Origin of the sequence: Myceligenerans indicum (assembly GCF_016742955.1) — a bacterium.
In the GTDB taxonomy this organism is placed as follows: domain Bacteria; phylum Actinomycetota; class Actinomycetes; order Actinomycetales; family Cellulomonadaceae; genus Myceligenerans; species Myceligenerans indicum.
Genome location: NZ_JABBYC010000004.1, coordinates 124,896 through 139,024 on the forward strand (window position 1 = coordinate 124,896; position 14,129 = coordinate 139,024).

General features: G+C 72.5%; 13 protein-coding genes and 1 tRNA gene. 12 read left to right on the forward strand and 2 right to left on the reverse strand.

All coding sequences use genetic code 11. The features are described from left to right. The first annotated feature begins 157 nt into the window (after window positions 1-157). The 7 genes from HGK34_RS04710 to HGK34_RS04740 all read left to right on the forward strand — a co-directional run bounded on the left by HGK34_RS04710 (window position 158) and on the right by HGK34_RS04740 (window position 6,540). On the forward strand, window positions 158-541 hold the full coding sequence (locus tag HGK34_RS04710; protein ID WP_201845419.1) for an FtsB family cell division protein: 384 nt from the start codon (window positions 158-160) through the stop codon (window positions 539-541). 135 nt (window positions 542-676) lie between these two features. Continuing rightward, the gene (locus HGK34_RS04715; RefSeq protein WP_307815762.1) at window positions 677-1,189 is read left to right on the forward strand and encodes a DUF501 domain-containing protein; all 513 of its coding nucleotides are present in this window, start codon (window positions 677-679) and stop codon (window positions 1,187-1,189) included. Between the two features lie 149 nt (window positions 1,190-1,338). After that, complete coding sequence (locus HGK34_RS04720) at window positions 1,339-2,343, forward strand: Ppx/GppA phosphatase family protein (RefSeq protein WP_201845421.1); 1,005 nt, start codon at window positions 1,339-1,341, stop codon at window positions 2,341-2,343. 91 nt (window positions 2,344-2,434) lie between these two features. Beyond that, complete coding sequence (locus tag HGK34_RS04725; RefSeq protein ID WP_201845422.1) at window positions 2,435-3,895, forward strand: NAD(P)/FAD-dependent oxidoreductase; 1,461 nt, start codon at window positions 2,435-2,437, stop codon at window positions 3,893-3,895. A 229-nt stretch (window positions 3,896-4,124) separates the two neighbouring features. Further along, a tRNA-Leu gene (locus HGK34_RS04730) sits at window positions 4,125-4,201 on the forward strand. 166 nt (window positions 4,202-4,367) lie between these two features. After that, window positions 4,368-5,798 (forward strand): class I adenylate-forming enzyme family protein, encoded by a 1,431-nt coding sequence (locus HGK34_RS04735; RefSeq protein ID WP_280517841.1) that lies wholly within the window; start codon window positions 4,368-4,370, stop codon window positions 5,796-5,798. Between the two features lie 94 nt (window positions 5,799-5,892). After that, window positions 5,893-6,540, forward strand: coding sequence for a helix-turn-helix transcriptional regulator (locus HGK34_RS04740; RefSeq protein ID WP_201845424.1), 648 nt, complete (start codon window positions 5,893-5,895; stop codon window positions 6,538-6,540). Window positions 6,541-6,600: 60 nt separating this feature from the next. Here HGK34_RS04740 and HGK34_RS04745 read toward each other — a convergent pair whose 3' ends face one another. Together HGK34_RS04745 and HGK34_RS04750 are read right to left on the reverse strand one after the other, a co-directional pair. Then, complete coding sequence (locus HGK34_RS04745; protein WP_201845425.1) at window positions 6,601-7,866, reverse strand: nucleotide sugar dehydrogenase; 1,266 nt, start codon at window positions 7,864-7,866, stop codon at window positions 6,601-6,603. Continuing rightward, the gene (locus tag HGK34_RS04750) at window positions 7,866-9,923 is read right to left on the reverse strand and encodes a glycosyltransferase family A protein (RefSeq protein WP_201845426.1); all 2,058 of its coding nucleotides are present in this window, start codon (window positions 9,921-9,923) and stop codon (window positions 7,866-7,868) included. Before HGK34_RS04750 ends, HGK34_RS04745 begins: the two co-directional genes overlap by 1 nt. 121 nt (window positions 9,924-10,044) lie before the next feature. Here HGK34_RS04750 and HGK34_RS04755 point away from each other — a divergent pair, with 121 nt between their 5' ends. The 5 genes from HGK34_RS04755 (at window position 10,045) to HGK34_RS04775 (ending at window position 14,084) form a co-directional block, all read left to right on the forward strand. Beyond that, a complete protein-coding gene (locus tag HGK34_RS04755) occupies window positions 10,045-11,064 on the forward strand; it encodes an alpha/beta hydrolase (RefSeq protein WP_201845427.1) in 1,020 nt (339 codons plus the stop codon). Window positions 11,065-11,158: 94 nt separating this feature from the next. Beyond that, complete coding sequence (locus HGK34_RS04760) at window positions 11,159-11,446, forward strand: phosphopantetheine-binding protein (RefSeq protein ID WP_201845428.1); 288 nt, start codon at window positions 11,159-11,161, stop codon at window positions 11,444-11,446. Between the two features lie 20 nt (window positions 11,447-11,466). Then, window positions 11,467-12,366 (forward strand): class I SAM-dependent methyltransferase, encoded by a 900-nt coding sequence (locus tag HGK34_RS04765; RefSeq protein ID WP_201845429.1) that lies wholly within the window; start codon window positions 11,467-11,469, stop codon window positions 12,364-12,366. Further along, window positions 12,366-13,034 carry a helix-turn-helix transcriptional regulator gene (locus HGK34_RS04770; RefSeq protein ID WP_201845430.1) on the forward strand — a complete coding sequence of 223 codons (669 nt, stop codon included), beginning with the start codon at window positions 12,366-12,368 and terminating at the stop codon, window positions 13,032-13,034. Before HGK34_RS04765 ends, HGK34_RS04770 begins: the two co-directional genes overlap by 1 nt. Before the next feature lie 93 nt (window positions 13,035-13,127). Next, window positions 13,128-14,084 carry a DUF1702 family protein gene (locus tag HGK34_RS04775; RefSeq protein WP_201845431.1) on the forward strand — a complete coding sequence of 319 codons (957 nt, stop codon included), beginning with the start codon at window positions 13,128-13,130 and terminating at the stop codon, window positions 14,082-14,084. Window positions 14,085-14,129 lie beyond the last annotated feature (45 nt).

Sequence of the window (14,129 nt, forward strand, 5' to 3'; positions counted from 1 at the left end):
ACCGGGGAACGCCAAGCGGCCGCCGCAGCCACGACCGCGGCAGGCGGCGGTCGGAACCGGAAAGGCGGCGGGGGGCGGCAAAGGCACCGAGGGCAGCAAGGTCCGGCCGTCCCGCTCGGAGCGGAAGAGGTCCTCGTACGGGTTCGCCGTACCGGAGGTGCTGACCGTCCGGGCGCTGGTGCTGTCGGTGGTCGTGCTGCTGGCCCTGGTGCTGCTGCTGCCGACGGTCCGCGCGGTGGTGGCGCAGCAGGCGCAGCTGTCGGACCTGCGGCTGGAGCTGTCCGAGCAGCAGGAGCAGAAGGCCGCCCTGGAGAACGAGCTGGGGCGCTGGGACGACCGGTCGTACGTCATCGAGCAGGCCAGGACCAGGCTGCGGTTCGTCATGCCCGGAGATACCCCGTGGCGAACGCTCGACAGCGACTCGGTGCAGAAGGAGGAGCCGGAGCCCGGTCCGGTCCAGACCCCGCGCGAGGACGCGGACGGCGACACTCCCTGGTTCGCGAAGCTGTGGGACTCGCTCCGCATCGCCGACTCGGAGTAGCCGCCTCGAGGCGTCATCGAGTGACCTGCGCACCCGATCCACGCCCGCGCCCGCGCCCGCGTCGGTGGCGTCGGTGTGTGACCCGCCACCCTGCCGATGCGGTGTGGCGCCGAAGGCCTGAGGGAGAATGGGCGCGTGAGTGAACCAGCCGCCGTGAGCCCCGAGACCGTCGATCCGCAGGACCTCGCGGTGCTGCGGGAACAGCTCGGGCGGGTGCCACGCGGCGTCGTCGGGATCGCCGCGCGCTGCGTGTGCGGGCGCCCGCTGGTCGCGCGGACCGCGCCGCGTCTGCCGGACGGGGCGCCGTTCCCCACCACCTTCTACCTGTCGCACCCGGGAGCGGTCGCGGCGGCGTCGCGCCTCGAGGCGAACGGCGTCATGAAGGAGATGAATGCCCGGCTGGGTGAGGACGAGGAGCTGGCCGCCCGCTACCGCGCGGCGCACGAGCACTACATCGCCCGGCGTGAGGAGCTCGGCCACGTCGACGAGATCGACGGGATCTCCGCCGGTGGCATGCCCACGCGGGTGAAGTGCCTGCACGCGCTCATGGCGCACGCGCTCGCGGCCGGCCCGGGGGTGAACCCGCTGGGGGACGAGGCGCTGGAGCTCGTGCGGGACGACTGGCGCCCTGATCGCTGCACCTGCTGAACCGACCCGGCCGTGCGGGCCGCGTGGGCGTGTCACCCGGTCCGCGACCGGTCCCGCGCGGGACAGCCCGGCGTTCCCGTCCCGGCCTTCCGTCCCTTCCCGACCTGCCGCCCGGCGCTGTTCGTCGGGCGATTCCCGAGGAGCCCACCATGACCTCCCGCGTGGCCGCCATCGACTGCGGCACCAACTCCATCCGTCTTCTCGTCGCCGACGTCGACGACGCCGGAGGGCTGACGGAGCTCGACCGCAGGATGGAGATCGTCCGGCTCGGGCAGGGCGTCGATCGCACCGGTGAGCTGCACCCGGAGGCGCTGGACCGGACGCTGGCGGCCACGCGGCAGTACGCGCAGGTCATCGAGTCACTGGGGGCCACCACGGTGCGGTTCGTGGCGACGTCGGCCACGCGGGACGCCCGCAACCGGGACGAGTTCTTCTCCCGGGTGCACGACGTCCTGGGGGTGGGGGTCGAGGTGATCTCGGGCGACGAGGAGGCGGCGTTGTCCTTCCGTGGCGCCACCAGCGCCGTGGCGCAGACCCATCCGGGTCCGTTCCTCGTGGTGGACCTCGGCGGCGGCTCGACCGAGCTCGTGCTCGGTACCGAGTCGGTGGAGGCGGCGCGCTCGATCGACGTGGGTTCGGTCCGGATGACGGAACGACACTTCCGCGCGTCGCACGGCGGCGCGGACACGTCCCCGGGGAATCACCCCGGGGACGTGCCGCCGGAAGCACCGCCGTCGCCGGAGGCCGTGGCAGAGGCCCGGGCCGACGTCCGGGCGGCCCTGGACGACGCCGCTCGTGCGGTCCCGTTCGGCAAGGCCCGCACGCTGGTGGGGCTCGCCGGATCGGTCACCACGATCACGGCGCACGCACTGGGCCTGCCGGCGTACGACCGCGACCGGGTGGGCGGCGCCGAACTGCCTGTCGAAGCGGTGCTCGCCTCGTGCCAGGCGTTGCTGGCCTCTTCCCGTCAGGAGCGGCTGGAGATGGGATTCCTCCACCCCGGGCGCGTGGACGTCATCGCTGCGGGGGCACTGGTCTGGTCCGAGGTGGTCGAGCGGGTCGCGCACGACGTCTCGGCGGCCGGCGGTGCGCTGACCGAGGTCGTGACGAGCGAGCACGACATCCTGGACGGGATCGCGCTGGCCCTCGGTTGAGGTTTCCTTGTCCGCACAGTGGTGCGCGTCACGGCGTGAGCCGCCGAACACCCGGCATGTGGGCCTGCCGGGGCGCGGTAGTCTGAGAATCATGCCTCAGAACGACCTGACCTCGGTCAGCCATGCCCAGACCGCGGCAGCCTCGCCCCGTCCGCGCAAGGTGCCGCGGATCCTGGTGCTCGGCGGCGGGTCCGTCGGCCTCTATGTGGCGCGCCGCCTGCGCAGGAAGTTGAAGAAGCGGGAGGCGGCGATCGTCGTCGTCGACCCGCGGCCGTACATGACGTACGCCCCCTTCCTGCCCGAGGCCGGCGCCGGCTCCATCGACGCCCGCGACGTCGTCGCGCCGCACCGTCGTGCCCTCAAGGGCATCGACGTGCTGCAGGGCAAGGTCACGGCGATCGAGCACGGACGCAAGCACGTCACGATCACGCCCGAGGAGGGCGAGGCCTACGAGGTCTCCTACGACGAGCTCGTCGTCGGGCTCGGCTCCGTCTCCCGGACGCTGCCGATCCCGGGCCTGGCAGAGACCGCCATCGGCTTCAAGAACGTGGAAGAGGCCATCGCGGTCCGTAACCACGTGATCAACCGTCTCGACGTCGCGTCCTCCACCTGGGACGCCGAGCTGCGCACCCGGATGCTGACCTTCACGTTCGTCGGCGGAGGCTTCGCGGGCATCGAGGCGCTCGCCGAGATCGAGGACATGGCGCGGTACGCGACCCGCCAGTACGACACGATCTCGCCCGAGGACCTGCGGTTCGTCATGATCGAGGGCTCGGGCCGCATCCTGCCCGAGGTCACGGAGCCGATGAGCCTCTACGCCCTGGCCACGATGAAGGAACGCGGGATCGAGTTCCACCTCAACACGTTCCTCTCCTCCTGCGAGGACGGTCACGTGGTCACCTCCACGGGTGTCGAGTTCGACACCGACACGATCGTGTGGACCGCGGGCGTCAAGGCGAACCCCGTGATCAAGGACGCGTCCGACCTTCCCACCGACAGGATGGGCCGGGTCACCGTCAAGCCGACCCTGCAGGTCGAGACGGAGGACGGCGAGGTCGTCGAGGGTGCCTGGGCCGCGGGCGACTGCGCCGCCGTGCCCGACGTCCTCAACCCCGGATCCTTCTGCCCGCCCAACGCGCAGCACGCGATCCGTGAGGCGAAGCGCCTGGCCGACAACATCGTCGCGCAGCACAAGGGCGGCACGGCGAAGGACTACGAGCACAAGAACGTCGGTGTCGTGGCATCGCTCGGCCTGTACAAGGGCGTCGCGGAGCTGTTCGGCTGGCTGAAGCTGCGTGGTCCGCTCGCCTGGATCGCGCACCGTGGCTACCACGTCATGGCGATGCCGACCGGCAACCGGAAGATCCGCATCATGATCGGCTGGATGGGTCAGTTCCTCATGGGCCGTGAGCTGGTCTCCCTCGGCTCGCTGCACGACCCGCGCAACGAGTTCCGCGCCGCCGCCGTTCCCGGGAAGCCCACGTCGGAGAAGGTCGAGCAGAAGGCCGAGTCCTCTGCGGCGCGCGCCGCGTCCGGCGCCGCCGCCAAGTAGCCGGCCGGTGCGGGGGAGCGGCCCGCACCGAAGGCTCTCACGCACAGCCCGCACGACCTCGTCGTGCGGGCTGTGTCGTGTCCGTGGTGGACGGCCGGTGGCGGTGCCGACGGCGGTCATGGTGACGCCCACGCGGCGCCGAGAAGGCCCGCGACGCCACGCGGCGCCGAGAGGGCCCGCGGCGCCTGGCGGCGCCGAGGAGCCCGCGTCCGACTAGGCTCTGATCTGCGCCCCCATAGCCCAACTGGTAGAGGCAGCCGGCTTAAACCCGGCCCAGTACGGGTTCGAATCCCGTTGGGGGCACCAAGACTTCCCTCCCGTTCCGCGCCTGTCGGTGATGCCCTGTTGATCGACAGGGCAAGTGAGAGTAAATGCCGGCGCCGTCGCCGGGGTTGGATGGACGCGGTCGGCGGACCTGGCTGCGACGCGAGCAGGTCCGTGCCGCATCATCTCAGCGGATCGGGGAGAAGCCATGCTGGTGGAACGGTTGGACGCCCTCTCACGCGAGGCCCCCGAGAGGATTGCCGTACGGTCGCAGGGCGTTCGCCCGATGACGCGGGCGGAGTTCGCGGCCGCCGCCCGGCACGCCGCCGTGGCCATCCGGGGCTGCTGGGACGCCGGCACCCACGACGGCCCGGTGGCGGTCGTCGTCGACGGCACTCCGCCGTCCCTCGCCTCCCTGGTCGGTGCTCTCGAGTGCGGGCTCGACGTCGTCGCCGTGGAGGCCGGTGCGCCGGCGCTGACCGGTGCTCGGGACGTGCTCGCCGACCTCGACGTCGGCGTCGTGGTTGCCGCGCACGCGCCCGGGACGTGGCCGGGGGCCACGGTGCTGGACCCGGCCGGTCTGCGGGGTGCGGCAGGTGCGGCGACGCCGTCCGGCGGCGTCACGGACCCGGCAGGAGAAGCGGACCTGCTTCAGCTCACCTCGGGCTCCTCGGGCCGCCCCCGGCTGGCCCGGCAGACGCACGCCGGCGCCGTCGCGGCGGCGCTGTCCTACGTCGACCGGTTCCAGCTCGCCGCCGACGACGTCGTCGTGCTTCCCGTCTCGGCGGCGCACTCCTACGGCATGGCAGGCATGCTGTCCGCCCTGATCGTGGGTGGGTCGGTCACCTCCGTACCGACGTTCACCCCGGCCGGGGCCGTGACCGCACTGCGTGACGCGACCGTGCTGTTCGGCACGCCCTTGATGTACCGCTACCTGACCGTCGGGCTCCTGGGCCGGGGCGAGGCCGGCGCCCTGCGGGCCGCGGTGAGCGCCGGGGCGCCGCTGGATGCCGAGGTGGCCCAGACCTTCCGGGACAGGACCGGTGTCGTGATACGCCAGATCTACGGAAGCACGGAGGCCGGCCTGATCGCCTGCACCCCCGTGTGGCGGGCGGGCGTCCCGCCGGACGCGGTCGGTCCCCCGGCCCCGGGCGTGGACGTCCGCGTGGCGCGCGACGGTGAGCTGCTGGTCCGGACGCCCTCGCTGATGCGCGGCTATCTGGGGGACGAGGCGCCCCGCCGTGAGGACGGCTTCCAGCCCACCGGCGACCTGGGATCGCTCGGCGAGGACGGGCTGCTGCGAATCACCGGCCGCAAGAGCCACTTCGCCAAGATCGGGGGCCGGCGCGTCGGCCTCGCCCTCGTGGAGGAAGCCATGAGGGCCTGTCCGGGCGTGGTGGACGCGGCCGCGCGGTCACGCGCCGCGCCGGACGGCGACGAGCGGCTCGTCGGCTACGTGGTCCTCGACGGCGTCGCACCGGGCGACGTGCTCACCGCCCTGCGCGGCGGCGGACTGGCGCCGTACGAGGTCCCGTCGGAACTCCGTGAGCTTCCCGAGCTGCCGCGCAACCACCTGGGAAAGGTCATCGCGGAGGCTCTCGACGTGGCGGCGGAGGTCGCGCGGGCACCAGGCGGCTGACAGCACTGCGCAACCGTAGGTATTGAGAGGTAATGGCAAAAGATAGACGGGGGGCATCGCATGAAATGTCGTCAAAACGGAGGAGCGGATTGAGATGCGATCTCGGGTCACGGTGGGGGTTCTCAGTTCGAGTCTGGTGCTGCGGCGGGGCTTGTTCTCCCTGGTGGACGAGGCCACCTGCGTCTCGTCGGTGATCGTCGTCGACGAGCGTGACGTACTGCGTCCGGACTGCGCCGACATCGTTGTCACAACGGTGCATGACCTCGAGTCGATACCGCTGGACGGCGCAGAGCGGGTGCTGGTGGCGCTGTCGTCCGCACCCGATGTGAGCGAGTGCTTCAGGAGCCGCCGGGTCCCCGACGGCTACTTCCTGCTGCAGGAGGTCTCCGTGGGCCAGCTCGACCTGGCCATCGGTGACTGCCTGGGCGGGAGATTCCCGGCACCTCGCGAGGTCGTTCGGGAGCTCGCGGCCAGGGCGCACGTGGACAAGCCCGTCGTACGGACAGCCGTGACCAGCAGGGAAGCTGACACGCTGGAGCTGATGGCGTCGGGGCTCAGCAACGACCAGATCGCCACACGGCTGGGGATCACCCGGCACGGCGTCAAGCGTCTCGTCTCGAGCACCCTGCTCAAACTGGGTGCGAGCAACCGGACGAGCGCCGTGATGCGGGCGATCGAGATGGGGATCATCCGCTACCCGTGGCAGGCGGGGCCCAAGCACGCGGCGGGTCACGTGTCCTGACGTCCAGCGGCCCTCGAACCGTGGGCACCGGGATCCTCCGGGCGGATCCCGGTGCCCACGTCACGGAACCCGGCGCAGTCCCGGCGCACGGACGGGACGGCGTGCGCCCGTCGGGTCGTAGACGGCGTGAGCCAGCTCTTCCGGCGGCGGCGCTCCCGTGTGCTTCTGCAGCACGATGGCCACGTCGGCGACGTCGCCGGCCCAGGGCGCGACCGGGCGGTCGTCGACGACGAACTCCGGCACGAACGGGTCGACGAAGCTCGGTTCGATGGCGCGGGCGCGCAACGCCCGGACCACGCCGATCGCCGGCGTCATGCGCAGGTCCGCGACGTCGGGCTTGTAGCTGACGCCGCAGAGCAGGACCTTCGCGCCCGGGTGGAGCCCCTCGCCCAGCAGGTACGTCCGCACCTGCTCCGCGACGGCGTCGGGCACGGAACGGTTCACGGCGTCGGCGGCCGAGATCATCGGGGTCCTCGCCCCGACCTCGTCGGCCTTGTGGGTCAGGTAGAAGGGATCGACGGGGATGCAGTGTCCTCCGATGCCGGCACCGGGAGTGAACGGCGTGAAACCGAAGGGCTTGGACGACGCGCACCGGATGGCGTCCATCGCGTCGATGTCCATCGCGTCGCAGACCGCGGCGAACTCGTTGACGAAGCTGATGTTGACGAACCGGTAGGTGTTCTCCAGCAGCTTGGACATCTCGGCCTCCCGGGTGCCCGCCGCGACCACGACGGGCACCCCCAGCGACCGGTAGAAGTCCGCGGCCCGCCGCGCGCACCCGGCCGTGAGGCCGCCCACCACCTTCGGCGTCGTCGTGAACGTGTGGGTGCGGTTTCCCGGGTCGATCCGCTCCGGGGAGAACGCGACGTTGAGCTCCGTGCCGGGGTCCAGGCCGGAGCCCCGGGCGAGCAGCGGCGCGAACAGCTCCTCGGTGGTCCCCGGCCACGTGGTCGACTCCAGGGTCACCAGCGTGCCCGGCGCGATCCGCCCGGCGAGGGCGTTCGCGGCGTCGACGATCGCGGACGTGTCCGGCGCACCCCCCGGCGTCAGGGGCGTCGGCACGCAGACCACGGCCACGTCGCCGACGGGCGCCTGGTCCAGGTCGTGGGTCATGACAGTGGTGGGATCCTCGGCCAGCGAGGTGACCTGCGCGGCGGTGACGTTGGAGATACCGGGGTTCCCGCGCTTGAGGCGGGCCAGCACGCCCTCGTCGACGTCGTACGCGGTGACGGCGTACCCGGCGTCGTGGGCGGCGACCGCGACGGACAGGCCCACGTAGCCGAGGCCGCACACGGTGACGCGTGCTGCGGTCCGCTCCTGGCTCATCACGCCCCCTTCACCGAGGTGACCTGGCCGCGGGCAACGTCGATGTCGAAGTCGGCCGATGACCAGACGGCGGTGGGGTCCACCTGCGGCGGGCTCTCCCGGAGCGCGTTGCGCAGCTCGGGGACATCGGCCAGCAGCCACTCGTAGGCGGAGGCGTCGACCTCGTGGGCGCGCATGAACGAGCGGATCGTGTCCGCGTAGAACGCCAGGATCCGCGGGTAGTGGGCGACGATGACGGCCTCGGCCACGGCCTCCGCGCGGCGCTGCTTCTCGTGCAGCGGAGCCTCCGCCAGGGCCTCTCGCTCGGGGTCGAGGAGGTCGCGGCACACGGCCTCGACCTCCTCCGGGGCGAGGATCGCCGCCAGGAACCGCCGCCGTACCAGTTCCTCCTCGGCCGGGCCGTGGCAGTAGTAGCGCACGGCGTTCTGGAACATCCAGCGCAGCGGGAAGATGAGCCGCTCGGGAAGCGCGACGTCCCGGAACACCCAGTCCTCGTAGTCGCGCAGCTCGGCCTCGAGCTGCGGCTGGATCCGGGTCATGTGGACGTACAGGCCGGTGGCGCGCTCGAGCATCTCGCTGCGCGTGTTGCCGTAGAAGACGGCCTTCTCGTCGACGAAGTTCCGGACCATCTTGATCAGCCGGTCGATCTCCGTCTCCGCGGGCGCGTGCGCCGAGCCCAGCACCACGGTGCAGCCGGCCGCCTGCAGGACGCGCCCGCTCTGGTAGTCGCTCCCGGTGGCGATCCGCAGGCCCGGCCGTCTGAGCTGGTGCTGGCCGCCGATGGCGAACGCCCACACCCGGAACGTCTTGAGCGCGTCGCTGGTGTCGGGGAACACGATCTCCTCGGGCAGGCCCATGCCCAGGAACGCCCACCGCAGGAAGATGTCGTGGCCGATGGCGGTGTGCCACTTCCAGGCCTCGTCGGCACCGACGAGGCCGTTCTCCAGCGCCAGGAGCGCGGCGTCCGTACCGGAGACCGGGGCCGACGCGAGCAGCAGGGTCCGGTCCGGCAGCAGGTATGCGACCTTGCCGTCCGGGTCCTCGAACACGGCGAAGCGCCCGACGGTCTCGTCGTGCCGCACGGGTGCCTCGTGGACGACGCCGTCGTGGTCCGTCAGCACGGCGGTAGCCCCCTGCAGCCGGCGCCCGTGGCGCGGGAAGGCGTCGTGGGCGGCGACGGTGGCCAGGGAGTGCGGGACCGTACCGCGGGGCCGCTGGTCGTCTGCGGCCCGCAGCTGCCCGAGCGTGACCTGCTCCGGTCCGGCGTGCAGGAGCCGCAGGCCGGCGGTGAGCTTGTAGGTGAGGAACGGCATGACACCGTCGACGTCGGGATGATCGTCCAGCTTGCCCCGGATCTCGCCCAGCACCCCGGGGTGGTACACGGTGTCCCCGTCGGAGACCGCGACGGTCGCGGTCTGGAGCCGTTCCCACCGGCCGTCGGCGTCGCACATCGCCAGCACGGTGGCGATGGCCCGGTCGACGCCCAGACGGGCGGTGTGGCCGGCACCCGGCACCGGCTGGGAGAGCTCGATGATCCGGGCCGCGCTGCCGCCGCGGCGGGCGACGTCCCGCACGATCCGGGTGGAGCCGTCCGTGGAGTTGTTGTCCGCCGCGATCAGCACCAGGCGGGAGAGGTCGTAGTCCTGGTGCAGCAGACTGTCCAGGGTGGCCTCCAGATGGGGCGCCTCGTCCATGAACTTCACGACGACGAACGTGTCCCGTCCCTCCGCGGCCATGGCCTGCGCCTCGGGGAACGGCAACACCTGGTCGTCGCCGTAGTAGCGGGCACGCTCCGCGAGGAACCGCTCGACGATGCGGCGTTGTGTCGTGCGGATGTCCCGCCAGGCGTCGCCGTCCCCAGGTGTGAGGCGAGCCGTGCCGAGACCGGCCCGCGCTGCGAGCACCGCGCGGGCGTCCCGGATCTGTTCGTGGTCGATGTCGTTCACATCCGAGGTGCGATGCAGGCTGAGCAGCGGTCCGGCAAGGGTGAGCGCGGGGTCCTCGTCCCACTGCTGGCGGGTCCATCGACTGTGCAGGCGAATGCGTGAGGTGCTCACTTGTGCTCCTTCGTGGGCGACAGCATCATCAGCGTCGTCGGCCGTGAGCGGAGTGGGAAACTCCGAGGTTGCGATCTATACAAAGAAGACCGGAACGCGGTGCCCGGGTAGCGTCCCGATCGTGCTGCCCGCATCCGGCCCGCGCCCCGTCCCCTCTCCGGACGCGATGGACCCGCTCACGGCCACCGTCCTGGCGCGGATGCGGCGTGCCTATCCGGACCTCGGTGGTGACGTGCGGTCCCCGGTGCCCGCGCGGCAGCTCGTGGAGGCGGCCCGCTACCCGCCCGGCCCGCGCATGGACGACGTGCGTGAGCTGCTCGTCGGCGACGGGGTGCATGCGCGCCTCTACCTGCCCGGCGGCCGGACGCCCGGCGCCCCCACGATCGTCTACTTCCACGGCGGCGGGTTCGTGGTGGGCGGCCTGGAGACCCACGACACGGCGTGCCGCGTCCTGGCCGCCGACACCGGCCGGCCGGTGCTGTCGGTCGCCTACCGCCTGGCCCCCGAGCATCCCTTCCCCGCGGCCGTCGACGACGCCACCGAGGCCCTGGCCTGGGCGTCCGACCACGGCGACGAGTGGGGAGCACGCGGCGTGATCGCCGGGGGCGACAGCGCCGGCGGCGCGCTGGCCCTGCTGGCCTGCGTCCGCGACGGCGACGGCGACGGCGGTCCGTCCGGCGCCGGGAGGCCGGGCGGCGCCGGGAGGCCGGGCGGCGCCGGGAGGCCGGGCGGGGCCGGCGTTCCGCCGGCGCCGGTGGACGTCGCGGGCGTGCTGCTCGTCTACCCCGTCGCCGATCTGAGCGCGGCCTGGGTGGACGCGACGCCGTCGCTGCTCACGGCGGCCCACATGCGATGGTTCCGTGACCTGTACCTGGCCGGCACCGACCCGCGCGACCCGCGGGCGTCCCCGCTGTACGCCGACCTGGCGGGTCTCCCTCCTGTGGTCCTGGTGCTCGTGTCCCACGACCCGCTGCTCGCCGAGGGGCGGCGGCTGCTCGCGGCGCTGCGGGAACAGGGCGTGGACGTCGCACTCGTGGAGGGTCCGGGGGTGTCGCACGGGATGTTCGGGCTCGGGAGCCTGCTCCCGGCGGTGCGCGAGGTGGAGCTGTCGGCGGCCCGCGCGGTGCGGTCGCTGGGTTGACGCACACGCGTCAGCGCACACGGGAGGAAGCGCCCCGCTCCGCCACTTGCGATCGTCGTCGCAGTTGGCAACCGGTCCAATCACTGGAGGGGCGATGAAGGCCGAGAAGGAACAGCGTGTCGAACCGGACTCGATGTCGGCGGCGATCGGCGAGACCATGGGGGAGGTCCTCGGCGTGGCCACTCTCGGGGCGGACGAGGACTTCTTCGCCCAGGGCGGCGACTCGCTGCGTGCCCTGGAGATGATCAGCCGCCTCGGATCCCATCCGTCGCTGCCGCTCGCCCGGTCGAGCGAGGCACAGAGCCGGCTCGTGGAGAGCGTGTTCGTCGACGGCACGCCGGGCGCGCTCGCCGCCGTGCTCACCGAGTTCGAGAACCACTGAGAGCAGGCGGGAGGACCAGCATGTCGACACAGACACGACTCGAGGCCGTGGCGGCCACCGCGCGCTGGACGGCGGCGGCACGTGCCCGGGAGACGGCGCGCGACGACCGGCTGTTCGCCGACCCGTTCGCCGAGCACCTCGCGGGCGACGACGGGCCCGATCTCCTCTTCCACTTCCACCCCCGCTACGCCTCGGACCTGGGCAACCCGTACCTGCCGGTGCGGACCAGGTACTTCGACGACGTCCTGCTGGGCAACGTCAGGGCGGGAATGCAGGTGGTCGGGATCGGCGCCGGCCTGGACGTGCGGCCGTTCCGGCTCGACTGGCCCGACGACGTCCGGGTGTTCGAGGTGGACCAGCCCAGCGTCTTCGCGTACAAGGACCCGATCGTGACCGCGCGGGCCGACAGCGACGGCGACGGCGACGACGGCGGCGACGGCGGCGGCGCCCGGGCCGGCGGTCCCCGGCTGCGCTGTTCTCGCACCACGGTTCCGACCGAGCTGTCCGCGGGATGGGAACGCAAGCTTCTCGACGCCGGGTTCGACCCGGAGCGGCCCACGATCTGGTTCGCGGAGGGCGTCTCGTACTACCTTCCCGAGGACGTGGCCCGGCAGGTGCTCCGCACGGTGCGGCAGCACTCGGCTCCGGGCAGCATGATCGTCTTCGACATGATCGGTGAGGGGATCTTCCGGCTCTCCTACATGCGGGAGTTCCTCGACCGGCTCTCCGCGGCGAACAGCCCGTGGCTCTGGGGGAACGACGACCCGGTCGCCTTCATGCGGGAGTGCGGATGGCCCGGTGCGCGCTACGTCGAGCCCGGTGACCAGGAGGCGAACTTCGGGAGGTGGACGGCGACGTCGGCGCCCGCGGTGGCGAACGTGCCGCGCATGTTCCTCGTGACCGCAGAGGTCACCGACTGATGCTGACCCTTCGGCCGCCGGTGGACGCTCCCGCTCGCCCTCCCGCCGGGACGGTCCCGTCCCTCCGGGACCCCGGCGTCCGGCCGGAGCCCGTGACCGGGGTGGGCGTGGCGGGGGAGTGCCCGGTCATCACGTCGGGGCTCCGCCAGGTGCTGCGGGAGCACGGCATCGCCGCCGGCGGGTCGGCCCGGCCCGGCCCGGGGGGAGTCGTCGTACTCGTGCACCGGGGGACCGAGACGGTCCGGGACATCAGCGGCTACGCGGACTCGGGTTGTGCGGTGCTGGCGGCGCAGCCGGGCCCGACACCCGAGTTCGAGGTGTCGGCACTCTCCGCGGGCTACCACGGGGTGATCGACTGCCAGGGGCCGTCGTCGGAGATCGCCGTGGCGATCCGTGCCGCGCTGGCGGGGCGGGTCGTGCTCAGCCAGGCGGTCGCGCGGCGGCTGGCCGATCGGGCGCGGCCGGACCACCGCTCGGGCGATCTGTCCGAGGCGGAGGTGAGGTGGCTGAGGGGACTGGCCCGGGGAACGCCCGTGGTCGACCTGGCCACCGCGGAGGCGTACTCCGAGCGGGCGATGTACCGGCGGCTCGCCGACCTCTACCGGAAGATGGGCGTCGGCACGAGGGGCGAGGCCATCGCGGTGGCCTCGCGTCACGGGTTCATCTGAGGCGTGAGCGCGGGGTGCCGGCCGGGGCCTCTCCGCGCCCGCTCCTGCGGCCGCCGCACCGCTGACGAGGAAGTCCACCTACGGAGGCATGTGATGTTGGGACGAATGGGGCGTCTGGCGCTGAGTGGTGTCGTCGCCCCCGATATCGAGACCGTGGCACCGGTGGCACGGTTCGGACGGTTCCGCGGAACGACGGTCGAGCGCCTGGGCAAGGTCCCGCAGGCCGTGGTGCTCGGCTTCGAGCAACTGATGGGCAGCCGGCGGGCCGAGCAGATCCACACCCGCCTGGCGCTGGTCAGTCCGGAGCACCGCGGGTACGCCTACGAGGGCGCCACCATGGCCGCGACGCTCCTCGACGTGATGACACCGGGCCCGAAACGCCGCGCCGCGACGGTGATGACGGGTCCGGGGAGCAAGTACCTGCTCCTCAACTACATCGGCATCGGCTTCGCGCTGACCAAGCTGCCGCGCAGGGCCTGGCGTGACGCGCTTCCCGACCTTCCGGTCTCGTCCTTCCACCCGGCGCTCTCCTGGCTGGTGGTCGACGGCTACGGGTTCGATCTCGCCTACTTCCGGCCCCGCCGGTACGTCGTCGATCAGCACCGGCCCGTCCCCTACCCCTGGCTGGACGACACCACCGGCTACTTCGGGCGGGCGGTGGACCAGGGAATCGGCCGCGCGCTGTGGTTCATCGCGGGCGGCGTGGCGGCCGGCGCGGAGACCCTGGTCAACTCGTTCGGACCCGACCGGCGGGGGGACCTGTGGAGCGGGGTGGGGCTCGCGGCGACCTTCGCGGGCGGGGACGACGTCGCCTCCCTGCCGCGGCGTGCCCGCGGGCACGAGGACGAGCTGGCGGTCGGGGCGGTCTTCGCGGCCCGGGCGCGGGCCGCCGCGGACTGCGTTCCCGAACACTGCGAGCGCGCCGTGCAGGCGCTCACGGGAGGCGATCTGCGCCAGGCCGTGGATCTCGCGGACGGCTTCGCCGGACTGGGTGACGTCGCGGCGCCGGTCTACGAGCACTGGCGCGAGCACATCCGGTCCCACGTGTGAGACCGCGACGAGCCCGGCCACCGGATTCCGGTGGCCGGGCTCGTC